Here is a 24,919-nt window from a genome sequence, read left to right as displayed (position 1 = left end):
ACCTGAACAACCAAAGCTGCCCAGGCACGAGGTCAATCAATAAATTGGCATTGACAATGTGCACGCTGTTGAGTTCTCAAGGACCAGACGCACTCCCCCGCTCGACACCCGAAGATGCTCCGCCAGAGAGGCTGGTGAATCCGTTGCCCGGGGAAGAACCGTGGCGGACAAGATCCCCGGGTAAACCCAGTGACCGTCTCAGCCGTTCCGTTCTCCGCCGCCGTGGCAACGAGTGATTACTTTACGCAGGGACGAACGGCTGCGCCAAGCCAGGCCGCATCCCGGGCGTGTCGCGCGGAACGGCCCCGGTCGCGGAACGGCCCGCTCCCCCGAGGGGGAACGGGCCGTGGGCTGACGAGCCGGGTCAGTGGCGCGCGATCACCGGGTTCTTGAGCGTGCCGATGCCCGAGATCGTGACCTCGACGACCTCGCCGTCGCGGATCTGGCCGACCCCGGCGGGGGTACCGGTCAGGATGACGTCACCGGGCAGCAGGGTCCAGATCGACGACACGAACTCGACCAGCGAGGGGATGTCGTGCACCATCTCGTTCGTTGAACCCGCCTGGCGCAGGTCGCCGTCCACGCGGGTCTCGATGCGGATGTCCGACGGGTCGATCTCGGTCTCGATCACCGGACCGAGCGGGCAGAAGGTGTCGAACCCCTTCGAACGGGTCCACTGGCCGTCGCGGGCCTGCAGGTCGCGGGCGGTCACGTCGTTGGCGATCGTGTACCCGAGCACGACGCTCGCGAAGTCCTCACGCCGGACGTTCTTGGCGAGCGATCCGATCACGATGGCGAGTTCGCCCTCGTGGTCGACGCGGCCGATGTCCGCCGGCAGACGGATGGGTTCGTCGGGTCCGATCACCGAGGTGTTCGGCTTGAGGAACACCACCGGGTCGTCGCCGGCACGCTCGTCCATCTCCGAGGCGTGCTCGAGGTAGTTGAGCCCCACCCCGACGACCTTCGACCTCGGGATGACGGGGGCGAGGAGCTTGGCGTCGGCGAGTGCGACGCGCTCCCCCGTGGTCTCGAACCCCTGGTACATCGGGTCTCCGGCGAGCACCACCAGGTGCCGCTCGTCGAGGATGCCGTACCGGGGGTCTTCACCCTTGCTGCTGAACCGTGCGATCTTCACCGTTCGACCCTACCCACGCCCGAGCCTCGATCAGGACGCGTCGGTCAGCTTCGTCATCCACCCGTGCGGGTCGGGACGACGGCCGTACTGGATGTCGGTGAGCTCGTCGCGCAGGGACATCGTGAGTTCCCCGGCGCCCTCGGTCGGCGAACCGATCGTGAAGCCCTCGCCGCGGAGCTCCGCGATCGGGGTCACCACTGCGGCCGTCCCGCAGGCGAACGCCTCGGTGATGGAGCCGTCGGCCACACCGTCACGCCACTCGTCGAGGGTCACCCGGCGCTTCTCGACCGTGAGCCCGCGGTCCTCTGCCAACTGCAGGATCGAGTCGCGCGTGATGCCCTCGAGGATGGAGTCGGAGTCCGGCGTGACGAGCGTGCCGTCGGACTTCACGAGCACGACGTTCATGCCACCGAGTTCTTCGAGGTACTTGCCCTCGACCGAGTCGAGGAACATGACCTGCTGGCACCCGTGCTCGTAGGCCTCCTGCTGTGGCAGCAGCGACGACGCGTAGTTGCCACCGGTCTTGGCGGCACCGGTCCCGCCCTTGCCGGCGCGGGCGTACTGGGTCGACAGCCAGATCGAGACCGGCTTCGGGCCCGAGGTGAAGTACGCCCCGGCCGGGCTCGCGATGCAGTGGTACGCCACCGCCTGCGCCGCACGCACCCCCAGGAACGACTCGGTCGCGATCATGAACGGCCGGAGGTACAGGCTCGTCTCGGGCGCGGACGGCACCCAGTCGACGTCGGTCTGCACGAGCTGCCGGATCGACTCGACGAAGGCCTCGACCGGCAGTTCCGGCAGCGCCAGCCGACGGGCCGACCGCTGGAACCGACGAGCGTTGGCGTCCGGGCGGAAGGACCACACTGACCCGTCCGCGTGCCGGTACGCCTTGAGCCCCTCGAAGATCTCCTGCGCGTAGTGCAGCACGCTGGCGCTGGGGTCGAGCGAGAGCGGGCCGTAGGGGTGGACCGAGGCACCGTGCCAACCACCGTCGAGCGTCCACTCGACGGTGGCCATGTGGTCCGTGAAGTGCTTGCCGAAGCCCGGGTCGGCGAGGATCTCCTCGCGCTCGGCGGCGGCGCGGCGGTCCGCCGACGGGGTGGTGGCGAACTCGAGTCCGAAGGCGGTGTCGGTGCTCATGGGGAGGGCTCCTTCTCAGGCGGTGGTGGTGCGTGCCGTGGCCGCGGCGGCGATGGCGTCGCCGATCTCGGCCGTGCGACGCTGCGTGGTGCCCCGGTCTGCCAGGTCCGCCTCGACGGCCCGCGTCACCGCCGTCGCCAGGTCGCTGCGACCGATGTGGTCGAGCAGCAGTGCGACGGAGAGGATGGCGGCCGTGGGATCGGCCTTCTGCTGACCCGCGATGTCCGGCGCGGAGCCGTGGACCGGCTCGAACATGCTGGGGAAGGTGCCGTCCGGGTTGATGTTGCCCGAGGCCGCCAGACCGATACCGCCGCTGATCGCGCCGGCCAGGTCGGTGATGATGTCACCGAAGAGGTTGTCGGTGACGATGACGTCGAACCTAGCAGGATCCCGCACCATGTGGATGGTGACCGCATCGACGTGCTGGTAGTCCACCGTGACGTCCGGGAACTCCGCCCCGACGGCTGTGACCGTGCGCTGCCACAGAGCCCCGGCGTGCACCAGGACGTTGCTCTTGTGCACGAGCGTGAGGTGCTTCCGTGCCCGACGGTTCGCCAGGTCGAAGGCGTAGCGGACGACCCGCTCGACACCGAACGCGGTGTTCAGCGAGACCTCGGTCGCGATCTCCTGCGGCGTGCCCGTTCGGATCGCTCCGCCGTTGCCGACGTACGGCCCCTCGGTGCCCTCGCGCACGACGACGAAGTCCACCGCGCCCGGGTCGGCGAGCGGCGTCGCGACGGCGTCGTGGACCTTGGTCGGTCGCAGGTTGACGTAGTGGTCGAACGCGAAGCGCAGCTTCAGCAGGAGCCCACGCTCGATGATCCCGCCGGCGAGCCGGGGGTCGCGGGGGTCCCCGCCGACGGCGCCGAGCAGGATCGCGTCGTGCGACGCGATGGCGGACATGTCGTCCTCGGTGAGGATGTCACCGGTCTCGAGGTAGCGCGTCGCACCGAGGGAGAACGGGGTCTCCTCGATGACGAGGTCGTCCGGGGTCACGGCGTGCAGGACCTTGAGGGCCTCGTCGACCACCTCTGGTCCGATGCCGTCCCCGCGGATCACCGCGAGCTGGAGCGTCCGGACGGCCATCAGAGCGTGATGTCGATCTCGCGGAGCGAGGAGGCGTCGATCGCCCGGCCGACGTGCTCGAGGATCTCGGCGGGCACCGGCGAGTCGACGGTGAGGACGCTGAGCGCCTGGCCGCCGGCGGCTTCGCGCGAGATCTGCATCGCCGCGATGTTGATGCCGGCCTCGCCGAACTCCTTGCCGTAGACCGCGACGATGCCCGGGCGGTCGACGTACTCCATGACGACGTGGTGCCGGTCGAGCGGGACCTCGACGTCGTGCCCGTTGATCTCGACGAGCTTCTCGACCTGCTTGGGGCCGGTGAGCGTGCCGGAGACGCTGATCGCGGGGCCGTCGGACTGGGCGCCGCGGATCGTGAGCACGTTGCGGTACTCGGGGCTGTCGGTCTCGGTGATGAGCCGTACGGTGACACCGCGCTGCTCCGCGATGAGCGGGGCGTTGACGTAGGAGACCTGGTCGCTGACGACGTCGGTGAAGACGCCCTTGAGCGCCGCGAGCTTGAGCACGCTGACGTCGTACTCGGCGAGCTCGCCGTGGACCTCGACGTCGATGCTCGTGACGGGCGACGTGGCGAGGGCCGTGAAGACCTGGCCGAGCTTCTCGACGAGCGGGATGCCGGGGCGGACGTACGGGTCGATGACGCCGCCGGCGACGTTGACCGCGTCCGGCACGAGCTCGCCGCCGAGTGCGAGACGCACCGACTTGGCGACCGAGACGCCGGCCTTCTCCTGCGCTTCGTCCGTCGAGGCACCCAGGTGCGGCGTGACGACGACGTTGGGCAGCGCGACGAGCGGGGAGTCCTTCGGGGGCTCCGACACGAAGACGTCGAGGCCGGCACCCGCGATGGTGTTCGCGGTCAGTGCACGGTGCAGGGCATCCTCGTCGATCAGGCCGCCGCGGGCGACGTTCACGACGAACGCCGTCGGCTTCATGAGCGCGAACTGGTCGTCCGAGATCATGCCGAGGGTCTCGGGGGTGCGCGGCATGTGGATGGTGACGAAGTCGGCACGCCGCAGCAGGTCGTCGAGGGAGACGAGCTCGACCCCGAGCTGCTGGGCGCGGGCCGTCGTGACGTAGGGGTCGTACGCGATCACCTGGACGCCGAAGGCCTGCAGGCGCTGCGTGATGAGCGCGCCGATGCGGCCGAGACCGATGATGCCGACGGTCTTCTCGTAGAGCTCGACGCCGGTGTACGACGAGCGCTTCCACACACCGGCGGCCAGCGACGCGTGCGCGGCCGGGATGTGGCGGGCGAGCGACAGGATGTGCCCGACGGTGAGCTCGGCGGCGGAGATGATGTTCGACGTCGGCGCGTTCACCACCATGACACCGGCGGTGGTCGCCGCCTTGATGTCGACGTTGTCCAGGCCGACACCGGCACGGGCGACGACCTTGAGGTTCGGGGCCGCGGCGATCGCCTCGGCATCGACCTTGGTGGCGGAACGCACCAGCACGGCATCCGCGTCGGCGAGGGCCGACAGGAGCGCGGGGCGGTCGGTGCCGTCCACGTTCCGGATCTCGAAGTCGGGCCCGAGGGCGTCGACCGTGGCGGGCGAGAGTTCTTCGGCGATCAGGACGACCGGCTTCGACACAGCTGCTGTTTCCTCACGAGAGACGGTTGGTATCCCACCATGCTATCGACGTGCGCGGCCCGTTACGACCGCGGGCGCCTAGAACTGCAGCAGGCTCGGCACGAACAGCTGCAGGTCGAGCCAGAGGGCGCCCGCCGCCGCGAAGGCGAGGACGAACACGGCGAGGGTGACCGCGAGCCGCGCACGGCGCGTGATCACCAGGGCGACCACGAAGGCGACCGGGGCGATCAGGATGTCCAGGACCAACCACACCCACGGTGTGCTGGCCTGCAGCGACTCGCCACCGGAGGTGGTCGCGAGGAACGCGTTGAACTCGTCCACCCGCTGCGAGATCTGCGTGAGGTTCCCCACCGCCTGCACCGTCATGTAGGCGAAGAGCACGGCGAACACGAGCCAGACCGCGATGCGGCCGACGACCGGACCGCGCGACCGGTGGCCGACCGGTGTCGCGGCGGTCACCCGAAGCTCCGCGTCAGCAGGAACGGCCACGGGAACAGCACCACGGCGCCGAGCAGCATCCAGAGCAGTCGGGTCCGGGTCCGGCTGCCGCGGGCGGCCCACAGCACCACCGTGAACCACAGCGCCGGCGCGAGGATGGCGAGGAACCGGAGCACCTCGACGAAGACCGTCAGGACGGTGTCGACACCCGAGACGTACGAGGTCGACGCCGTCAGCAGCCAGGCGACCGTGTAGAGCAGGTAGAGCCCACCGAACACGCCGAACCCGACGAGGGCGCCGGAGGTCTCCGGTGCCTCGGGGTCGCGGTCGCCACGGTCCTTGACGGCGACCGGGTTGTGCGCGGCGTCGACGTGGGTGGCGTCGTCGGCGTCACCCCAGCTGAGCGCCTCGTCGTCGTGGTCGACGGCGTTCGTCACGTCCGGGTCGACCGACCCGTCGGGTGGGGATGCTGCCGTGTTCATGCCTCGATCCTACGAGGGACCGGCGCACGGGGAGACCACGGGTTCCCGGTGGGAGGTGCGCTCAGGCGTCGGCGGGCTGCGTCGCGAGCACCTCGGCGACGACGTCCCGCACGGCGGGGAAGAGCGGGTGGCTCTCCATCAGGCCGGTGAGGATCTCGGTGAGCGCGTGCGCCGTCGCGCCGGAGCGGAGCAGCGCGTGCAGCTCGATCGACTCCGGGTCGTTCTCGTCGTCGAACGCGAGCGCGACGCGGACGGCCCCGAGCAGGTGCTCGACCGGCAACCCGCGTTCGGCGAGCTGCGCGGCGGGACCGACGAAGCGTTCGCGTCGGCCGAGCTTGCGGAGCGGGTTTCGTCCGACGCGCACGGTGGTGTCGGGGAGGTGCGGGTTCGCGATGCGCGACAGGTTCGCCGCGACGTACCGTGCGTGGTCCTCCGGGTCGAAGCCGTGCTTCGCGACGAGCAGCGCGGTGGTCTCGGCGAGCACGCCGTCGACCTCGGCACGGACGGCGTCGTCCTCGAGGGCTTCGCGGATGAGCCGGATGCCCCGGACGTAGCCGTGGTAGGCGGCCGTCGCGTGCGCGGTGTTCACCGTGTAGAGCTTGCGCTCGACGAAGGGCTGCAGGTCATCGACCCAGGTGACGCCCTCGATCGTCGGGGGTTCGGCGTCGGAGCCGAGGAACGGCGTGCGCTCGATGACCCACTCGTAGAAGGGCTCGAGCACGACGTCGAGGCCGCCGGACTGCCCGAGCACGCCGGACTGGTCGGGGACGATGCGGTCGATGGCGCAGTTCGCGAAGACCGCGGCGATGTCGCGGTCCTCGAGCACCGGCGCACGCCGGATGCTCGCGTGCAGCGAATCGGTGGCGTTGAACGCGTTCTCGCACGCCACGATCGTGACGTCGCCGCGCTCGAGCGGACGTGCCGCGAGTCCCTCGGCGATGAGCGGTGCGACGAGCGGGAGCGTCCGGGCGCCGACGGCGGTCGTCACGACGTCCGCCTCGGCGATCGCCTGGATCACGCGGTCGCGGTCGGTCTTGCTGCTGAGCGCCCGGAAGCCGTAGACGAGGTGCTCGACCGGCATCTCGCCGACCTCGTGCACCACGAAGCGTCCGGCTTCGTTCAACGCGGACACCACACGGTCGTCGACGTCGACGAAGGTGAGCTCGTAGCCGCTCGCCACGAGGAACTGGCCCACGAACCCACGCCCGATCTTGCCGGCGCCGATGTGGACCGCTCGTTTCGTCACCGCCATCCGATGATCATCCCATGCTGGTCGGTCCGCCCCTGACCGCTCGTGCGGACCGCGGACGACGGCTGTCGCACATCGTCCGGGCGCACGCCGAGGGGACGCCGGTCCACGGCGTCGGGGCTGGAGAAGAGCTGCTGCATAACGTTCGGGTCACGTCGCGAGGCGGCGGTGCAAGGGCTGCACCGCCGCCTCGTCATCGAGTGTTCCTCGGAAGACTACCGCGCTGCCGAGCCGTCCACGTAGTCGCCGTCGTTCTGCTTCCACGCGAAGAGCGCGCGGAGCTCGCGGCCGGTCGCCTCGATCGGGTGGCCCTCGCCCTTGGCGCGCAGCGCCTTGAACTCGGGTGCGCCGGCGTCCTGGTCGTCGATGAAGCGCTTCGCGAAGGCACCGTTCTGGATGTCCGCGAGCACCGCCTTCATGTTCTCCTTGACGTCGGGCGAGATTACGCGCGGGCCGGAGACGTAGTCGCCGAACTCGGCGGTGTCGGAGATCGACCAGCGCTGCTTGGTGAGGCCGCCCTCCCAGATCAGGTCGACGATCAGCTTGAGCTCGTGCAGGACCTCGAAGTACGCGATCTGCGGCTGGTAGCCCGCCTCGACCAGGGTCTCGAAGCCGTACTGGATGAGCTGCGAGGTGCCACCGCACAGGACGGCCTGCTCGCCGAACAGGTCGGTCTCGGTCTCCTCGGTGAAGGTCGTCTTGATGCCGCCGGAGCGCAGACCACCGATGGCCTTCGAGTACGACCAGGCGAGGTCCCAGGCGGAACCCGACGCGTCGACCTCGACGGCGACGATGACGGGGACGCCGCGGCCGGCCTCGTACTCGCGACGGACGGTGTGACCCGGGCCCTTCGGGGCGACGAGCGACACGTCGACGCCCTCGGGCGCCTCGATGTAGCCGAAGCGGATGTTGAAGCCGTGGCCGAAGACGAGCGTGGCGCCCGGCTTGAGGTTCGGACGGATGTCGTCGGCGTAGACGATGCGCTGGACCTGGTCCGGCGCGAGGATGACGACGACGTCGGCCCAGGCGGTGACGTCGGCCGGGGTGAGGACCTCGAAGCCGGCCTCTTCGGCCTTCTGGCGGCTCTTCGAGCCCTCCTTGAGGCCGATCTTGACCTCGACACCCGAGTCACGGAGGTTGAGGGCGTGGGCGTGGCCCTGCGAGCCGTACCCGATGACGGCGACCTTCTTGCCCTGGATGAGCGTCAGGTCGGCGTCGGCGTCGTACACGATGTCAGTCACGAGGGTGTGTCTCCTTGGTTCTGGTGGATTGTGGGGGTGGCGGACCGCTGGTCAGCGCACCCGGTCGGTGATGCTCTTCGGTCCGCGACCCATGCCGAGGAGTCCCGCACGGGCGAGCTCCTTGATGCCGTAGGGCTCGAGGACGCGGAGGATCGCCTGGATCTTGCCGGGGTCTCCGGTCACCTCGACGATGAGCGAGTCGTTCGCGACGTCGACGACCTGTGCGCGGAACAGGTTCACTGCCTCGAGCACGGCCGACCGTGTCTGGTTGTCGACGCGGACCTTCACGAGCATGTGCTCGCGCTGGACGGACTGCGAGAAGTCCAGTTCGACGATCTTGATGACGTTGACGAGCTTGTTGAGCTGCTTCGTCACCTGCTCGAGCGGGAGGTCCTCGACGTCGACGACGACGGTGATCCGGCTGAGGCCGTCGACCTCGGTGTTGCCGACGGCGAGCGACTCGATGTTGAACCCGCGGCGGGCGAACAGGCCCGCGACGCGGGTCAGCAGACCGGGCTTGTCCTCGACGAGGAGGGACAGGACGTGGCTCATGCGGTTTCCCCCGTCATGTCGGCGTCCTCATCGTCCCAGGTGGGTGCGAGGGCCTGGGCGTACTCGATGGACGAGTTGCTGACTCCCTGCGGGACCATCGGCCAGACCATCGAGTCACGGCTCACGACGAAGTCGATCACCACGGGGCGGTCGTTCGTCTCGAGTGCGAGCTGGATGGCGGCGTCGACCTCGTCGGCCTTCTCGACGCGGATGCCGAGGGCACCGTACGCGTCCGCCAGCTTCACGAAGTCGGGCACTCGGCGCGAGTCGTGGCCGGTCTCGAGGTCGGTGAACGAGTGACGACCGTCGTAGAACAGCGTCTGCCACTGCCGCACCATGCCGAGCGACGAGTTGTTGATGATCGCGACCTTGATCGGGATGTCGTTGATGACGCAGGTCGCGAGTTCCTGGTTCGTCATCTGGAAGCAGCCGTCGCCGTCGATCGCCCAGACCACGCGGTCCGGCTGGGCGACCTTCGCGCCCATCGCGGCGGGGACGGAGTAGCCCATCGTGCCCGCGCCGCCGGAGTTCAGCCAGGCGTTCGGGCGCTCGTACTTGATGAACTGCGCCGACCACATCTGGTGCTGTCCGACACCCGAGGCGTAGACGGCCTCGGGTCCGGAGAGCTCGCCGATGCGCTTGATGATGGCCTGCGGGGCGAGCAGCCCGTCGGTCGGCTCGGCGTACCCGAGCGGGAAGTCGACCTTGAGCTGGCGGAGCTTCGTCCACCAGTCGGCCGTCGAGGCGCGGTCGTCGACGGCGATGCCGCCCCACGCGTCGAGCAGGTCGACCAGGACCTCACGGGCGTCGCCCACGATCGGGACGTCGGCGAAGCGGATCTTCGAGATCTCGGCCGGGTCGATGTCGACGTGCACGACCTTGGCGTTCGGCGCGAACTCGTCGGCCTTGCCCGTCACGCGGTCGTCGAAGCGGGCACCGAGCGCGATGATCAGGTCGCTGTCCTGCAGACCGAGCACCGCCGGGACGGTGCCGTGCATGCCGGGCATGCCGAGGTGCTGCGGGTGCGAGTCCGGGAAGGCGCCGCGTGCCATCAGCGTCGTCACGACGGGCGCACCCGTCGCCTCGGCGAAGCGGAGCAGCTCGGCGGTCGCACGGGAGCGGATCACGCCGCCGCCGACGTAGAGCACCGGACGCTCGGCCTCGGCCAGGAGCTGCGCGGCCGCGGTGATCTGCTTGCCGTGCGCCTTGGTGACCGGTCGGTAGCCGGGCAGGTCGATCTTGGGCGGCCAGACGTAGGGCGCCGACTTCTGCTGGGCGTCCTTCGTGATGTCCACCAGCACGGGGCCGGGCCGACCGGTCGTCGCGATGAGGTGCGCCGCGGCCAGGGTCGCCGGCACGTCGGCCGGGTCCGTGACCAGGAACGAGTGCTTCGTGATCGGCATCGTGATGCCGACGATGTCGGCTTCCTGGAACGCGTCGGTCCCCATCAGCGTCGAGAACACCTGGCCGGTGATCGCGATGAAGGGCACCGAGTCCATGTAGGCGTCGGCGATGGCCGTGACGAGGTTCGTCGCACCGGGGCCGGACGTCGCGATGGCGACACCGACCTTGCCGGACGCCGAGGCGTAGCCCTCGGCGGCGTGGCCGGCGCCCTGCTCGTGGCGGACGAGGATGTGGCGGATCGTCTTCGACGCCATGAGCTCGTCGTAGAACGGGATGATGGCACCGCCCGGCAGGCCGAAGACGTCGGTGATCCCGAGGTGCTCGAGCGTCCGGAGGACGGCTCCCGAGCCGGTCAGGATCTCCGGCGACCGGCGTGCACCGGCGGCCGCGGACAGCGGAGTTGCTTCCGTGGGCATGAGGTGGTCCTTGCCTGGAGAGGTGGCGATGGTGCGTGTGTCGAACGCTAGCCCGTGACCGCGCCCTGGGCGGCGGACTTCACGAGCTTGGCGTACTTCGCGAGGACTCCGCGGGTGTAGCGCGGGGGCAGCGGGGCCCAGCCGTCACGGCGGGCCTCCAGCTCGGTCGGGTCGACCAGTAGGTCGAGCGAGCGAGCCGCGATGTCGACACGGATGCGGTCGCCATCGCGCACGAAGGCAACTGGACCTGCGTCCACTGCCTCGGGTGCGATGTGGCCGATGCACAGGCCGGTTGTGCCGCCTGAGAATCGTCCGTCGGTCAAGAGTAGTACATCCTTGCCGAGGCCCGCGCCCTTGATGGCTGCGGTGATGGCGAGCATCTCGCGCATGCCCGGGCCGCCCTTGGGGCCCTCGTAGCGGATGACGACGACGTCGCCCTTCTGGATCTTCCCCTCGGTGAGGGCGTCCATCGCGGCACGCTCGCGGTCGAACACCCGCGCGGGGCCCTCGAACACCTCGGCGTCGAAGCCCGCGGTCTTCACCACGGCACCCTCGGGGGCGAAGGTCCCCTGCAGGACGGTCAGGCCGCCGGTCTCGTGGATCGGGTTGTCGAGCGTGCGGAAGACCTCGCCGTCGAGCGCCGGCGGGTCGATCTCGGCCAGGTTCTCGGCGACGGTCTTGCCCGTGACGGTGAGGCAGTCACCGTGCAGCAGGCCGGCGTCGAGCAGCGCCTTCATGATCACCGGGATGCCGCCGTTGCGGTCGACGTCGACCATGACGTACTTGCCGAAGGGCTTCATGTCGGCCAGGTGCGGGACCTTCGAACCGATGCGGTTGAAGTCGTCCAGCGACAGCTCGACCTCGGCCTCGTAGGCGATGGCGAGCAGGTGCAGGATGACGTTGGTGGAGCCGCCGAGGGCCATCGCCACGGCGATCGCGTTCTCGAAGGCTTCCTTCGTCAGGATCTGGCGGGCGGTGATCCCGTGCTCGAGCATGTTCACCACGGCCTCGCCGGAGCGGTGCGCGTAGTAGTCACGGCGGCGGTCGGCGCTCGGCGGGGCGGCGGAGCCCGGCAGCGACATGCCGAGGGCCTCGGCCACGCTCGCCATGGTGTTGGCCGTGTACATGCCACCGCAGGCGCCCTCGCCCGGGACGATGGCGCACTCGATCTTCTTCAGCTCTTCCTCGGACATGGTGCCGGCCTTGCAGGCACCGACGCCCTCGAAGGAGTCGATGATCGTGACTTCCTTCATCGTGCCGTCGGCCTGCTTCACGTAGCCCGGCATGACCGAACCCGCGTACAGGAACACGCTCGCCAGGTCGAGGCGCGCGGCGGCCATGAGCATGCCCGGCAGGGACTTGTCGCAGCCGGCGAGCAGGACGGTGCCGTCCAGGCGCTCGGCGTTGACGACGGTCTCGACGCTGTCGGCGATGACCTCGCGCGAGACGAGCGAGAAGTGCATGCCCTCGTGGCCCATCGAGATGCCGTCCGAGACCGAGATGGTGCCGAACTGCAGCGGGTAGCCGCCTCCGGAGTGGACGCCTTCCTTCGCGCCCTGTGCGAGGCGGTCGAGCGAGAGGTTGCAGGGCGTGATCTCGTTCCACGAGGACGCGATGCCGATCTGCGGCTTGCTCCAGTCCTCGTCTCCCATACCGACGGCCCGCAGCATGCCACGCGAGGTGGTTGCTTCGATCCCGTCGGTGACGACCCGGCTGCGCGGCTTGACGTCGATATCAGGCATGGAGCGAGTCTAGGACCGATTGGGATACCAGTCGCGCACCTTCATGCGTTCGCATGCTTCCGCGTGGCGGACGGGAGGCCCGGATCACCCTGGTCAGCGCGTCGCACGCAGGCGCGCGAGCTGCTTCAGGACGCCGGTCAGGGCCGCCGGGTCCGCGATGCGGTACCCGGCACGGGTCTCCCCCGGGCCCACCTTCACGCCGACGTCGCCGTCCCCGAGCACGCGGAAGCCGTCCTCGTCGGTGACGTCGTCACCGGCGAAGAACACCGCGTCGGCACCGTGGAGCTCGCGCAGCCGGGCGATCGCGTCGCCCTTCGTGACGTGCCGGACGGCGAACTCGACGATGTCCTTGCCACCGCGCTCGAGCACGTCGGCGTCGGCATCGTGCGCCGCACGGCTCGCGTCGGCGTTCGCCTGCGCGGCGACCTCGGCGCTCACGCGACGGGTGTGCACGCCGTGGCCGGCCGGCTTGTGCTCGATGACGACGCCCGGGTACCGCGCGCCGACCTCGTCGAGCGCCGCACCGATGCGTGCGACGCGGGCGACCTCGTCGTCGGTCAGGGCGGCCTCGTCGTGGCCGTCCACGCGCCACTCGACACCGTGCGACCCGACCAGCGCCATGTCCTGCGGCGCGTGCGACACGGCCGCGAGGCTGCCGAGCGGGCGACCGGAGACGAGCACGACCTCGGTGTCCTTCGCGCGGTGCAGGGTCAGGACCGCTGCCCACGAGCCCGGCAGGGCGCCGACCTGCGACGGCTCGTCGGCGAAGGGCGCGAGCGTGCCGTCGAAGTCGAGGGCGACGATGAGTCGCGGCGCAGCCGCGAGCGTCTCGAGAGCCGTGTCGATGGCGGTCTGGTCGGTGGTGGTCTCAGTCATCACGTGCCTCCCGGGTGTCCTCGGCAGCCCTGGCGGACTGGGCGTCCTGGTCGAAGATCGACATGTTGTCGGTCTGCGCCTCACGGTGTCGGTCCGCCGGGTCGGTGGCGGACGGGTCGAGCTGGGCGTTCCGCGGCGCGTGCCGGTCGAGCGCCTCGAGGAACGAGCGCGACCAGCGCGCCACGTCGTTGTCGCGCACGCGCTTCCGGAGCGCACGCATGCGTGTCGAGCGCTCGCGGCGCGGCATCTCGATCGCGCGCTCGATGCTGTCCTTCAGCGCGCCGATGTCGTGCGGGTTGACGATGACGGCCTGCTTCAGCTCGTCGGCGGCACCGGCGAACTCGGACAGGATGAGCACTCCGTCGCTGTCGAAGCGGGCCGCGACGTACTCCTTCGCGACGAGGTTCATGCCGTCGCGCAGCGCGGTGACGAGCATGATGTCGGCGGCCAGGTAGAGCGCCACCATCTCCTCGCGCGGGTAGCCGTGGTGCAGGTACGAGATCGGCTGGTGGCCGATGACCCCGAGGTCGCCGTTGATGCGGCCGACGCTCAGCTCGATCTCGTCGCGGAGCGTGGCGTAGGTGTCGACGCGCTCGCGGCTCGGACTCGCGACCTGGATGAGGGCGGCGTCCTCGACCTTGATGCGGCCGTCCTCGACGAGCTCGCCGAAGGCCTTGATGCGGTGTCGGATGCCCTTGGTGTAGTCGAGGCGGTCGACGCCGAGCAGCACCGTCTTCGGGTTGCCGAGGCTCTCGCGGATCTCGCGGGCACGCTCCTGCACCTCGGGACGGCGCGCGATGTCCTCGAAGGCCTCGGCGTCGATCGAGATCGGGAAGTGCCGGGCCTCGACGTGGCGGACCGTGATGCCCTTGCGGCTGCGCGGTGCGTCCGGGTCGTCGACCGGGACGTCGATCGTCTGGCCCTTCGTCGTGTAGCCCTTGATGTGACGGACCGCGCGGAGGAAGTCGCTCGCGTCGTCGTGGCGCTGGAAGCCGATGACGTCGGCGCCGAGCAGGCCGTCCAGGATCTGCGCGCGCCAGGGCAGCTGGGCGTAGATGCCGACCGGCGGGAACGGGATGTGGTTGAAGAAGCCGATCGTCAGGTCGGGACGCTTGGCCCGGAGCAGTGCCGGCACGAGCTGCAGCTGGTAGTCCTGCACCCAGACGATGCCGTCCTGCTCGGTGATCTCGGCGATCTGGGCGGCGAAGCGCTCGTTGACGCGCTTGTAGGCGTTCCACCAGTCGCGGTGGTAGCTCGGGTGCTCGATGACGTCGTGGTAGAGCGGCCAGAGGGTGTCGTTGCTGAAGCCCTCGTAGTACTCCTCGACGTCGTCGTCGGACAACGGGACCGGCACGATGTGGATGCCCTCGTTGTCGAACGGCTCGACCTCGACCTCGGGCTGGCCGACCCAGCCGACCCAGGCCCCGTCGTTCGCGCGCATCACGGGCTCGAGGGCGGTGACGAGGCCACCGGGCGAGTGCCGCCACCCCTCGTTGCCGTCCTGGTCGACGACCCGGTCCACCGGCAGGCGGTTCGAGGCGACGACGAAGGCGTACTTGGTGGAGGAACGAGAAGGCGCAGACACGGTGGGAACCTACCAGCGCCCGGACAGCGGATTCACGGCGGATCGGCGGGTTCCGGTACGCTGCGGGTGCGTGTCGGGGGGACACGGGTGCTGGCGTGCGGCATCGGCCTCCCGGTCGGAGAGGACCCACCAGCCATGAGCGAGAACCCGCCGAACCCGCCCGTCCCGCCCGTCCCGCCGGGGCAGCCCGGCCCGCAGTCGTCGGATGCGTTCGGTCGCCTGCTGCGGTCCGTGCCCGGCCGTGACTGGCTGGCGGCCGTGCTCGCCGCCGTCGGCGGCTGGGTCGCCGCCTACGTGGTCGCTGCGATCTCACTGCTCCTCACCGTCGCCGTGCTGGCAGCGGGCGGATCCGGTTCCGTCGGGTCGGGGTCGACCGGCACCGGGACCGACCTCGGCGCCGGGAGCGCCCCCGACGTCCAGTCGCTGCTGTCCGGGGTCAGCGTCCTGCTCGGCACCCCCGCCCAGCTCGTCGCCCTCGCCGACCTCGGCCGCCTGCACCTGTCCGGCTCGATCGGCTTCCTCGGGTCGGGGTCGGGCGCGCTCGCGGTCGTCCCGGCGCTCGTGCTCGCCGCGCAGGTCGTGCTGGCCGTCGTGCTCACCCGTCGCATCCGCACCCGCGGCCTCGGGCGCACCCCGATCCTGCTGACCGCCGTCCTGTCCGGGCTGGTGACCACGGTGCTGACCAACGCCGCCGCGGGCATCCTCGCCATCCGGTTCCCCGCCGTCTCCGGCGCCTCCATCGACCCCGTGCACGCGGTCGGCCTCGGCAGCATCCTCGGCGCCTTCGTGATCGGCGCACTCGCCGCGGTGCTCGCACGCCCGTCGGCCCTGCTCGGTCGGAACGTGTTCGCCGGTCGCGTCCTCGGCACGCTGCGCGTCGCGGCGTCGCAGCTCACGGTGCTCGTCGTGCTGGTGACGGTCGTCGTCATCGTCGTCGCCCTGGTCGCACAGCCCTCGTGGGGCGCAGCGCTGCCGGTGCTCGTCGGCAACGTCGCGGTCGGCCTCACCGCCCTCGGCTTCCTCGGCGGCGTCGGGCTGTCCGGCTTCGGGTCGGCGGGCAGCACGGCGTCGGTCTTCGGCGGTGCCGGCGGCTGGACCTGGCTCGTCGTCCTGCTCGTCGTCGTGACCTCGGTCGTCGCGGGCCTCGCACTCGCCGTCCGCCGCAACGACCGGTTCCGCACCACGCTGGACTGGGTCGTGACCCCGATCGTCTGGTTCGCCCTCGGGCTCCTGCTCTTCGTGCTCGGCACCGGCCTGGTGTCCTACCAGGCGACGGGCATCAGCGCCGTCAGCGGGACCGGTTCGATCGGGATCGCACCGTTGACGCCGCTCGTGTTCGCGCTGTGGGGCGGCGCGATCGAGGCCGTGGCACGGTACCTCGCGCCCGTGCTGCTCCCCCGCCTCGGTGGTGGCGTGGTGCTGCGGACCTCGCGCCTCGTCGGAGCGGACCCGCGCCCCGCAGCCGCACCGACCTCCCCGGCAGCGACTCCGGCGTTCCCGCCGGCCGACCCTGCGTTCCCGCCGGCCGACCCTGCGTTCCCGTCGGCCGACCCGGCGTTCCCGTCGGCGGCGCCCGCGGGCGACCCGGCGGCAGCAGCGTGGGCGGCGACGCCCGGCGTCGGCCACCCCGGTCAGCCGGAACGGCCCTTCGTCGGCGGCGGCGCTCCCACGCCCGCTCCGATGTCGCCGCGCGCCAAGAAGGTCCTGGTCCGCTCGCTCATCGCCGGCGGCGCCGTGGTCGTCGTCGTCATCGCGGGAGCCGTCACCACCGGTGTGCTCCGTGCCAACGTGTGGGGCCCGGCGCCGACCGTGAAGTCCTACGTGCAGGCCATCGCGAGCGGGGACGCCGACACCGCCGCCCGACTCAGCGAGGTGCCGTCCGACGCCGCCATGCTCGACACCGCGGTGCTGAAGAGCGCGAAGGACCGACCGTCGGACATCCGCGTCGGCCGCGTCTCGACGAGCGGTGACAGCGCCCTCGCCACCGTCAGCTACACCCAGGACGGCAAGAACCGCTCCGGCCAGGTCAGCCTCCGGCGCACCGGCACCGCGTTCCTGGTGAAGGACGAGTGGCGCGTCACCGAGCCGCTCGCCCAGACCGTCACGCTGACCGCGTCCGAGGTGCTCGAGGGCGCCCCGGTCACGGTCGGCGGCAAGGAGATCGGCGAGATCAGCGACGGCCGGTTCACCTCGCTCGCCTACCCCGGCACCTACGAGGTGCAGGTCGGCGGGACGAAGTACTTCACCGGCGGCACCGAGCAGGTGTCGGTCGGTGCGACGTCGTCCGGGTACGTCGACTTCACCCCCACCGCCACGAAGGCGCTGCAGCAGGACGCCGAGCAGTACGTGACCGACCTGATCGACGACTGCGCCACGAAGACCGACCTCAGCGCGCTGAGCGGGTGCCCCTGGTACGGCCCGTACGACGCTGATGGTGCCGTGCGCTACGACGTCACGACGATGCCCGAGGTCGAGGTCGAGGCCTCCGGTTCGGGCACGGTCATGGTGCAGAGCACGAAGGACGGTGTCGTCGAGTACGACTACACCTCGTACTTCGGGGACAAAGAGCACGGCGAGGACAGCTTCGATGTGTACCAGTACCTGAAGGTCGAGGACGGGAAGCTCGTCTCCGCCTACTGACGCACCACCGCACGCGACGACGGCCGGCCTGGGATCCCCGGGCCGGCCGTCTCACTAGGCTGACGCGCATGGTCAGGACACGGGCGTGGCGGAACGGCGACGCGGCGGAACGGGACTTCCCGGTCGACCGGGTCTCGGACCTCGTCGCCGACGCGGACACCTTCGTCTGGGTCGACTACACCGACCCCGTGCACGACGACCTCGTGCAGGTCGAACAGGAGCTCGGCATCCACGCCCTCGCCGTCGAGGACGCCGTCGAGCAGGGCCAGCGCCCGAAGCTCGACCGGTACCGCGACAGCCTGTTCCTCGTGGTCTACGACGTCGGCGGTCTCGGCGAGGACGGTGAGCTCGTCACCCACGAGGTGAAGGCGTTCGTCACCGAGCACGCCCTCGTCACCATCCACGGGGCCGACGTCGACACCGCCGCGATGGAGCACCGACTCGACGCGAACGCGGACGTGGCCGAGCACGGTGTGCCGTGGCTCGTCTGGGCGTTGCTCGACGCCGTCGTCGACCACGCCACCGAGACCGTGGAGGACATCGAGCGACGGATCGACGACCTCGAGGACGACCTGTTCGAGCGGGGCAACGCCCGCGAACAGCAGATCCAACGCCGGTCGTTCCGCCTCCGCAAGGCCCTCGGCGTGCTGCGGCGGCTCGTCGTCCCGACCCGCGACAGCGTCGCATCGCTGCTGCACGGCGACGCGGAGACCATCTCGGACGGCATCCGGCCGTACTTCCGCGACGTCGAGGACCACCTGGTGTCGATCTCGGACTCCGTCGAGCAACTGCGCGACGCCGTCTCGAGTGTCCTCGACACGAACCTCAACCTGGCGTCGAACCGGCAGAACACCGTGATGAAGAAGGTGACGAGCTGGGCCGCGATCATCGCGATCCCCACCGCCATCACCGGCTTCTTCGGGCAGAACGTGACGTTCCCGGGCGAGGGTGCGTGGAGCGGGTTGTACGTCTCGCTCGCGCTCATCGTCGCGTCGTCGCTCGTGCTCTACCGCGTCTTCAAGGCCCGCGACTGGCTCTGACCGCGACCGCGCGTCGGAGCGCGAGCACCCCAGCGGCCCCGCGTCAGAGCGCCAGCGCGAGCACCCCGGCGACCACGGTGAGCGGCGCCGCGATGCACCCGAGCAGCATGTACCTGCCCCACGACAGGCGCACGCCCTCGGCCGACAGCCGTGCGTGCCACAGCAGGGTGGCGAGCGAGGCCCACGGCGTCACCAGGCACCCGGCGTTCACGCCGATGAGGAGCGCCGCGTACCGCACGGCCTCGTGACCGGCGGCGGGCTCGAGCACGAGGTACGCGGGCAGGTTGTCGATCGCGTTCGCCGCCACCGCTCCCCCGGCGCCGAGCAGCAGGAGCGGCCCGGTGCCCGTGCCGTCGCCGAGCGCCCGCACGATCGGGTCGGTGAGCCCGGTGCTGTGCAGGGTCTCGACCACGACGAAGAGCCCGGCGGCGAACAGCAGCGTCGACCACGGCACCCGCGACGGCCGGAGCTCGGCGGGCGACCGGAACGCCGCGACCACGACGAGCACGAGGGCACCGGCGACGGCCGCGATCCAGACCGTCACCCCGGCGGTCAGCGCCACCACGAGCGCGACGAGCACAGCGGACGCCGCCCAGAACGACACCGGGTCGGACGGACGGCGCACCGACACCGGCGTGTAGCGCCCGAAGAGCTTGCCGCGGAACACCACGAGCAGGACGGCGCACGGCACGACGACCCCGGCGACGGCCGGCCAGGCCATCAGCCCGGCGAAGGGCAGCGGGCCGCCGAGGCCCATCCGGTCGACGGCGAGCAGGTTCGTCAGGTTCGACACCGGCAGCAGCAGGGACGCGGTGTTCGCGAGCCAGACGGTGGTGAGCGCGAACGGCATCGGCGGCAGCCCGACCCGGCGCGCCAGTGAGATCACGATCGGGGTGAGCAGCACCGCGGTCGTGTCGATCGACAGGAAGACGGTGCAGAGCACGGCGAGGACGACGACCGCGCCCCAGAGCCCGATCGTGCGTCCGCCGCCGACACGTGCCGCGACGTCGGCGAGCCGGTCGAACACCCCGGCGTCCGCGGCGAGCTCGGCGACGATCGTCAGCCCGAGGACGAACCCGAGGACGGGCAGGACCCGCTCGGCCAGGACCCCGAGGTCGTCGAGCGGCAGCAGGCCGAGCGCGACGCACACCGCGCCGATGACGAGCAGCACTGCTCCGATGACGGCCTGACGCACGGGCGCTCCTCCACGAGTGCGCCGGGCAGGGTGTCCGGCGGCGCTCCAATGTACTGACCGGTAGCGTTGGCAGCACGACGACAGGAGGCCTCTGTGCGCAAGTTCATGTTCAACGGTGCGGTGTGGAGTTCGCTCATCAGCGGCTACAGCGTGCTCCAGACCACCCGCCAGGGACCCCGCGACTGGCGGCTCGCCCTGACTTGGGTCGCGTGGATCGCGACCACGATCGTGGCGATCGGCACGGTGGTCGAGGACGACCGCGCCGTCAAGGCGCGCCAGCCGTAGGTCGCGATCGCGACCACACGACGGACGGGAGGCCCGTGGCGGATCCGCCACGGGCCTCCCGTCCGTCCCGTGTCGGGTCCGGAGCCCGTCAGCGCTCCGCAGGCGGGATGTCGGACGTCTGGATCGGGCCGGTGAAGAGTGCCGCGCGGTCCTCCTGCCCCGGCGCGAACAGCGCCGAGTCGGCAGCGGTCGACGCCGTGCGCCGCCGCGGTGCGGTCTCGTCGACCATGAGCACGCGCTGGACCGGCAGGGCGTCGGGGTGGGTGCGCTGGATCCACTCGACGAGTTCCTCGCGGATGTAGCAGCGCAGGTCGAACAGCGACGGTGCGTCGTGCGACGTCGCGAGGACCCGCACCCGCACGTACCCCTGCACGGCGTCGGTGACCTGCAGCACCTTGACGCGGCGGTCCCACAGCTCGGTGCGGTCGAGGATCCGGTCGAGTTCCTCGCGCATCTCCCCCGGCCGGACCCGCCAGTCCAGGTCCATCTCGACGGCACCGAGCAGTTCGCTGTTGGTGCGCGTCCAGTTCTCGAACGGGGTGCTCGTGAAGTACGTCGACGGCAGCACGAAGCGCCGGTCGTCCCACAGGTGCACGACCACGTAGGTCAGGGTGATCTCCTCGATCCGTCCCCACTGCTGCTCGACCACGACGACGTCGTCGACGCGGATCGACCCGGAGAACGCGAGCTGCATGCCCGCGAAGACGTTGCCGAGCGTCGACTGCGCCGCCAGACCCGCGACGACCGAGATGAGTCCGGCGCTCGCGAGCACGCTCGCGCCCGCCGCCTCGACCCCGTCGAAGGTGAGCAGGATCGCGCCGACGGCGATGATGACGAGCACGGCGACGGTCAGCCGCCGGATGATGAGGACCTGCGTGCGGATGCGGCGGGCCTGCCGGTTGTCGGGGACGTCGATGCGGAACCGGTGCAGGCCGAGGTCTTCGAGGAAGATCGCGATCTGGCACGCCAGCCAGCAGCCCACCGCGATCGTGACGATGAGGAACCCGTGCACGACCTCGTCACGCCACGGGTACGCGTCGGCGTCGCGCGGGACGCTCGAGGTGAACGCGATCCAGAGCAGGACCACGAGCAGGGTGGTGCGGAACGGGTGCTTCGCCCGGCGCGAGAGCACGCCGGCCCACCGCTCCCGTCGCGCGACCGTTCGCAGCACCAGGTGCAGGACGACCGCGGCGACGGCGGTGATGAGGAGGGCGAACCCGATCGCGACCAGGAGTCGGAGGAGGATGTCCATCCCTCCATGCAAGCAACAGACGACAGGCGTTGTTCGCAGGACCCGGCCACGGACGCGACGAGGCCCGGTGCGCACGACGCGCACCGGGCCTCCTGTCCGACCTGCTGACTACTTGCCGGACGTGAGCGAATCGACGAAGTCCTGGTGCTCGGAAGCCCACTTCTCCGTGATCGCGGGGTACTCGCTGGCCTTCGCGCCGCTGTTCACGAGCGCGTTCTCGAGCGAGTAGAGGGTGTCGGAGTCCATCGAGAAGTCCTCCATCCACTTCGACGCCTGCGGGAAGTCCTGCTCGAAGTCCTTCTTGGCGATCGTGTGGATCTCCTCGTTCTTGCCGAGCGCACCCTTCGGGTCCTTCAGGTCCTTGATCGGGAAGGCGTCGTACGCCCAGTGCGGACGCCACAGCGTCACGACGACGTCCTCCTTCTTCGCGATCGAGGCCTTGAGGTCGGCGAGCATCGCCGGCGTCGAACTCGTGATGAAGTCCATGCCGTCCAGGCCGTACCGCGGGATGACCTGGTCGGACACGACCTTCGTCTCACCGGCGGCCGGCTCGATGCCGATGATCTTGTTGCCGAACTCGGACGCGTGCGCCTTGAGTTCGTCGATCGAGTCGATGTCCGAGTACTTCGGCACCGCCAGTTCCAGCGACGCCTGCTCGTTCCAGGCACCGAGGTCCGTCAGGTCCTTGCCGTAGGTGTCCATGTACTCCTTGTGCGTGTTCGGCAGCCAGGTGTCGAACACGACGTCGTAGTCGCCGGATGCCAGGCCCGTGTAGGCCGGCGCGACGTCGGAGTTCGTCAGCTGGACGTCGTAGCCCTTCTGCTCGAGGACGTGCTTCCAGAGGTAGCTGGCGGCGGTGTCCTCGTCCCAGCCGTTGAAGACGACGACGTGCATCGACTTCTGGTCGCCGTTGTCGACGGTGCCGGAGGCCCCGTAGTAGCCGGGCGGCATGCAGGCGGACAGGCCGACGGCGGTGGCGACGGCGAGGACGGCCGCCGCGAGAGTGCGCTTGGTTCGCTTGGTTCGCTTGGTTCGCTTCATGGTCTGTTCCTTCCTCACGCGCTGGTCGTCTGCGGCTCGCGCCGGCGGTCGGCCGGGGCTGCCTCGGTGGTGGCGGCAGTCTGGGCGGTCGCCGCGTTCGGCGTCGCGGTCACGGTGGGCTTCCGCTTGCGCTTCCACGGCCGGGAGGCACCGCTCGCGTCGCCGCCGAGCGCTGCGGTCAGACGGTCCAGCAGGATCGCCAGGACCACGACCGACAGGCCGGCTTCGGCCCCGAGCCCGACGTCGATGCGGTTCAGCGAGGCGACGATCTGCTCGCCGAGGCCGCCGGCGCCGACCATGCCGGCGATGACGACCATCGACAGCGACAGCATGATGACCTGGTTGACGCCGGCCATGATGCTGGCCTTCGCCAACGGCAGCTGGATCTGGCGCAGGATGCGCCACGGGCTCGACCCGAAGGCGGCACCGGCCTCGACGACCTCGCTCGGGACCCCGCGGATGCCGAGCTCGGTGAGCCGGACGCCGGGGGCCATCGCGAAGACGATCGTCGCGACGATGCCGGGGACGACACCGACGCGGAACAGCAGCAGCGCCGGGATCAGGTAGACGAACGCCGGGGTCGTCTGCATGAAGTCCAGGACCGGTCGGATGATCCGGCTCGCGGCGTCGGACCGGGCGGCCCACACCCCGAGCGGGATGCTGAGGACGACGGCCAGGCCGGCGGCGACCACGACGAGCGCGAGGGTGTTCATCGCGTTCGTCCACTGCCCGACGCTGACGATGAACAGCAGACCGATGGCCGCGCCGAGCGCGAGCTTCCAGCCCTTCGCCAGGAACGCCAGCACGACGAGGACCGCGACGACGACCCAGAACGGCGGGGTGGACAGGAAGTACTCCATCCACGCGTCCATCCACGTGAACACGTAGCGGACGACGTCGAAGAAGCCGGACAGGTAGGTCGTGATCCAGTCGACGACCGCGGCGACCCAGGTGCCGAGGGGCAGGTGGAAGTCACCGAAGGAGTTGGTACCGGGGGTGATCATGCGTGGTCTCCTTCGGTGGCGGGCTCGCCGGTGTGGGCAGGCGTCTCGCCGGTCGCGGCGAGGGTCGAGTCCATGTCGGAGTCGGAGATGCGGGTGACCGGCTCGAGCACCGGGATCGGCATCGTCGCGGTCGGCACGTTGCCGAGCGCGGCCAGGAGCGTGACGCGGGGGACGACGCCGAGCAGGCGCTCCTCGTCGTCGACCACGGCGATCGGCAGGGGTGACTCGACGGCGAGCTCGAACAGGTCGGTCAGCGCCGTGTCGGGGGCGACCCGCGCGTACTCGGTGTTCACGATGGCATCGAGGTTCGTGTCGCCGGCCTTCACCTGGCGCATCACGTGCCGGTCGCGGACCCAGCCCTCGAGCTTCCGGCCACGACCGGTGACGAAGAGCGCGGCGGTCTGCAGGTCGCGCATGGTGCGCAGTGCGCCACGGGGCCCCACGGTCAGCGGGACGGTGGCACGGGCCGGTTCCATGACGCTCGCGGCGGTGAGCACGCGGGCACGGTCGACGTCCTGCACGAACTGGGCGACGTAGTCGTTCGCCGGGTCGGTGAGGATGTCCTCCGGCGACCCGATCTGCACGATCCGGCCGTCGCGCATCACGGCGATCCGGTCACCGAGGAACATCGCCTCGTTGAGGTCGTGCGTGATGAAGACGATGGTCTTGCCGAGCCGCTGCTGCAGGTCAACGAGCTGCTCCTGCATCTCGCGGCGGATGAGCGGGTCGAGCGCGCTGAACGCCTCGTCCATGAGCAGGACGTCGGTCTCGGCGGCGAGGGCGCGGGCGATGCCGACGCGCTGCTGCATGCCACCCGACAGCTCGTCGGGCTTCGCGTCGGCCCAGACGTCCAGGCCGACCAGGTCGATGACCTCTCGGGCCTTCGCGAGGCGCGTCGTCTTGTCGACGCCGTTCACCTCGAGGCCGTACGCGACGTTCTCGAGCACGGTGCGGTGCGGCAGCAGGGCGAAGTGCTGGAAGACCATCGACACGCTGGACCGGCGGATGTCGCGGATCCCCTTCGGCGTCGCGCCGGTGACCGTGCGGCCGCCGATCTCGACGCTGCCGGCGGTGGGCTCGAGCAGGCCGTTGAGCATCCGGATGAGGGTCGACTTGCCGGAGCCGGACAGCCCCATGACGACGAAGATCTCGCCGGGTCGGACGTCGAAGGACGCGTCGATGACCGCGGCGGATCCCTGCTCGCGGACCTCGTCGCGGGTGGCACCGGCGGCGAGGCGGCGGACGGCCTCGGCCGGTCGGCGGCCGAACACCTTGTAGACGTCGCGGACGCTGACCGCCGGCGACGTGGTCGGGTCCGGGGACGTGCCGGTGGGGTCCGGCGACGGGGTGTGCCGGCTCTCGGGTGGTGCGATGGACAACTGGGCTCCTCGCGTCGCCACGGCGAACGAGCGCGCGTGCGGCGACGGTGTGGTTGCGGACGGGTCGTCCGGGACGGTGCGCGCGGCCACGTCGAGCCCCGCGCAACGGCGCAGGGCGAGCGATCACGCACGCAGGGACCACGCTCGG

21 protein-coding genes are annotated in these 24,919 nt (G+C 70.4%); 3 read left to right on the top strand and 18 right to left on the bottom strand.

What is annotated here, in order from left to right; translation table 11 throughout:
- Window positions 1-364: 364 nt before the first annotated feature.
- The 13 genes from EDF23_RS16985 to otsA form a co-directional block, all read right to left on the bottom strand.
- Window positions 365-1,135 carry a fumarylacetoacetate hydrolase family protein gene (locus EDF23_RS16985; protein ID WP_123292275.1) on the bottom strand — a complete coding sequence of 257 codons (771 nt, stop codon included), beginning with the start codon at window positions 1,133-1,135 and terminating at the stop codon, window positions 365-367.
- Window positions 1,136-1,165: 30 nt separating this feature from the next.
- Window positions 1,166-2,275, bottom strand: a complete 1,110-nt coding sequence (locus tag EDF23_RS16980; RefSeq protein ID WP_123339009.1) for a branched-chain amino acid aminotransferase — start codon at window positions 2,273-2,275, stop codon at window positions 1,166-1,168.
- Window positions 2,276-2,290: 15 nt separating this feature from the next.
- Complete coding sequence (locus EDF23_RS16975) at window positions 2,291-3,361, bottom strand: 3-isopropylmalate dehydrogenase (protein WP_131922504.1); 1,071 nt, start codon at window positions 3,359-3,361, stop codon at window positions 2,291-2,293.
- Window positions 3,361-4,950 carry a phosphoglycerate dehydrogenase gene (serA, locus tag EDF23_RS16970; protein ID WP_131922502.1) on the bottom strand — a complete coding sequence of 530 codons (1,590 nt, stop codon included), beginning with the start codon at window positions 4,948-4,950 and terminating at the stop codon, window positions 3,361-3,363. The genes EDF23_RS16975 and serA overlap by 1 nt, the downstream gene beginning before the upstream one ends.
- Before the next feature lie 78 nt (window positions 4,951-5,028).
- Window positions 5,029-5,409: a hypothetical protein gene (locus EDF23_RS16965; RefSeq protein ID WP_131922500.1), complete on the bottom strand. Its 381-nt coding sequence runs from the start codon at window positions 5,407-5,409 to the stop codon at window positions 5,029-5,031.
- Window positions 5,406-5,870: a hypothetical protein gene (locus EDF23_RS16960; RefSeq protein ID WP_111085937.1), complete on the bottom strand. Its 465-nt coding sequence runs from the start codon at window positions 5,868-5,870 to the stop codon at window positions 5,406-5,408. The genes EDF23_RS16965 and EDF23_RS16960 overlap by 4 nt, the downstream gene beginning before the upstream one ends.
- A 61-nt stretch (window positions 5,871-5,931) precedes the next feature.
- Window positions 5,932-7,122 carry a mannitol-1-phosphate 5-dehydrogenase gene (locus EDF23_RS16955; RefSeq protein WP_123292269.1) on the bottom strand — a complete coding sequence of 397 codons (1,191 nt, stop codon included), beginning with the start codon at window positions 7,120-7,122 and terminating at the stop codon, window positions 5,932-5,934.
- A 212-nt stretch (window positions 7,123-7,334) separates the two neighbouring features.
- Window positions 7,335-8,360, bottom strand: a complete 1,026-nt coding sequence (gene ilvC / locus EDF23_RS16950) for a ketol-acid reductoisomerase (RefSeq protein WP_111085939.1) — start codon at window positions 8,358-8,360, stop codon at window positions 7,335-7,337.
- Window positions 8,361-8,411: 51 nt separating this feature from the next.
- The gene (ilvN, locus tag EDF23_RS16945) at window positions 8,412-8,912 is read right to left on the bottom strand and encodes an acetolactate synthase small subunit (protein ID WP_022907763.1); all 501 of its coding nucleotides are present in this window, start codon (window positions 8,910-8,912) and stop codon (window positions 8,412-8,414) included.
- Window positions 8,909-10,732: an acetolactate synthase large subunit gene (locus EDF23_RS16940; protein WP_123292268.1), complete on the bottom strand. Its 1,824-nt coding sequence runs from the start codon at window positions 10,730-10,732 to the stop codon at window positions 8,909-8,911. The genes ilvN and EDF23_RS16940 overlap by 4 nt, the downstream gene beginning before the upstream one ends.
- Window positions 10,733-10,779: 47 nt before the next feature.
- Window positions 10,780-12,474, bottom strand: coding sequence for a dihydroxy-acid dehydratase (gene ilvD / locus EDF23_RS16935; protein WP_123292267.1), 1,695 nt, complete (start codon window positions 12,472-12,474; stop codon window positions 10,780-10,782).
- A 93-nt stretch (window positions 12,475-12,567) separates the two neighbouring features.
- Window positions 12,568-13,350 carry a trehalose-phosphatase gene (otsB, locus tag EDF23_RS16930; RefSeq protein WP_123938751.1) on the bottom strand — a complete coding sequence of 261 codons (783 nt, stop codon included), beginning with the start codon at window positions 13,348-13,350 and terminating at the stop codon, window positions 12,568-12,570.
- The gene (gene otsA, locus EDF23_RS16925) at window positions 13,343-14,935 is read right to left on the bottom strand and encodes an alpha,alpha-trehalose-phosphate synthase (UDP-forming) (RefSeq protein ID WP_123292265.1); all 1,593 of its coding nucleotides are present in this window, start codon (window positions 14,933-14,935) and stop codon (window positions 13,343-13,345) included. Before otsA ends, otsB begins: the two co-directional genes overlap by 8 nt.
- A gap of 135 nt (window positions 14,936-15,070) precedes the next feature.
- Between otsA and EDF23_RS16920 the strand changes: the two genes are divergently transcribed.
- Window positions 15,071-17,575 (top strand): hypothetical protein, encoded by a 2,505-nt coding sequence (locus EDF23_RS16920; RefSeq protein WP_131922498.1) that lies wholly within the window; start codon window positions 15,071-15,073, stop codon window positions 17,573-17,575.
- Between the two features lie 68 nt (window positions 17,576-17,643).
- On the top strand, window positions 17,644-18,615 hold the full coding sequence (locus EDF23_RS16915) for a magnesium transporter CorA family protein (RefSeq protein ID WP_123292263.1): 972 nt from the start codon (window positions 17,644-17,646) through the stop codon (window positions 18,613-18,615).
- Window positions 18,616-18,658: 43 nt separating this feature from the next.
- Here the strand turns inward: EDF23_RS16915 and EDF23_RS16910 are convergent, their stop codons facing one another.
- Complete coding sequence (locus EDF23_RS16910; RefSeq protein ID WP_131922497.1) at window positions 18,659-19,810, bottom strand: SLC13 family permease; 1,152 nt, start codon at window positions 19,808-19,810, stop codon at window positions 18,659-18,661.
- A 93-nt stretch (window positions 19,811-19,903) separates the two neighbouring features.
- Between EDF23_RS16910 and EDF23_RS16905 the strand changes: the two genes are divergently transcribed.
- Window positions 19,904-20,095: a hypothetical protein gene (locus EDF23_RS16905; RefSeq protein WP_111085947.1), complete on the top strand. Its 192-nt coding sequence runs from the start codon at window positions 19,904-19,906 to the stop codon at window positions 20,093-20,095.
- Window positions 20,096-20,183: 88 nt separating this feature from the next.
- On the opposite strand, the gene EDF23_RS16900 is transcribed toward EDF23_RS16905, so the two are convergent.
- The 4 genes from EDF23_RS16900 to EDF23_RS16885 all read right to left on the bottom strand — a co-directional run bounded on the left by EDF23_RS16900 (window position 20,184) and on the right by EDF23_RS16885 (window position 24,663).
- Complete coding sequence (locus EDF23_RS16900; protein WP_123338999.1) at window positions 20,184-21,347, bottom strand: mechanosensitive ion channel domain-containing protein; 1,164 nt, start codon at window positions 21,345-21,347, stop codon at window positions 20,184-20,186.
- A 108-nt stretch (window positions 21,348-21,455) separates the two neighbouring features.
- Window positions 21,456-22,388 (bottom strand): glycine betaine ABC transporter substrate-binding protein, encoded by a 933-nt coding sequence (locus EDF23_RS16895; RefSeq protein WP_131922495.1) that lies wholly within the window; start codon window positions 22,386-22,388, stop codon window positions 21,456-21,458.
- Between the two features lie 14 nt (window positions 22,389-22,402).
- Window positions 22,403-23,392, bottom strand: coding sequence for an ABC transporter permease subunit (locus tag EDF23_RS16890; RefSeq protein WP_131881483.1), 990 nt, complete (start codon window positions 23,390-23,392; stop codon window positions 22,403-22,405).
- Window positions 23,389-24,663, bottom strand: coding sequence for a glycine betaine/L-proline ABC transporter ATP-binding protein (locus tag EDF23_RS16885; RefSeq protein WP_207895534.1), 1,275 nt, complete (start codon window positions 24,661-24,663; stop codon window positions 23,389-23,391). Before EDF23_RS16885 ends, EDF23_RS16890 begins: the two co-directional genes overlap by 4 nt.
- Between the last annotated feature and the right edge of the window lie 256 nt (window positions 24,664-24,919).

The organism is Curtobacterium sp. PhB128, assembly GCF_004340725.1.
Taxonomy (GTDB): Bacteria; Actinomycetota; Actinomycetes; order Actinomycetales; family Microbacteriaceae; genus Curtobacterium.
The sequence above is the reverse complement of the archived record's forward strand: the minus strand, read 5'-3'. Positions and strand labels throughout refer to the sequence as shown.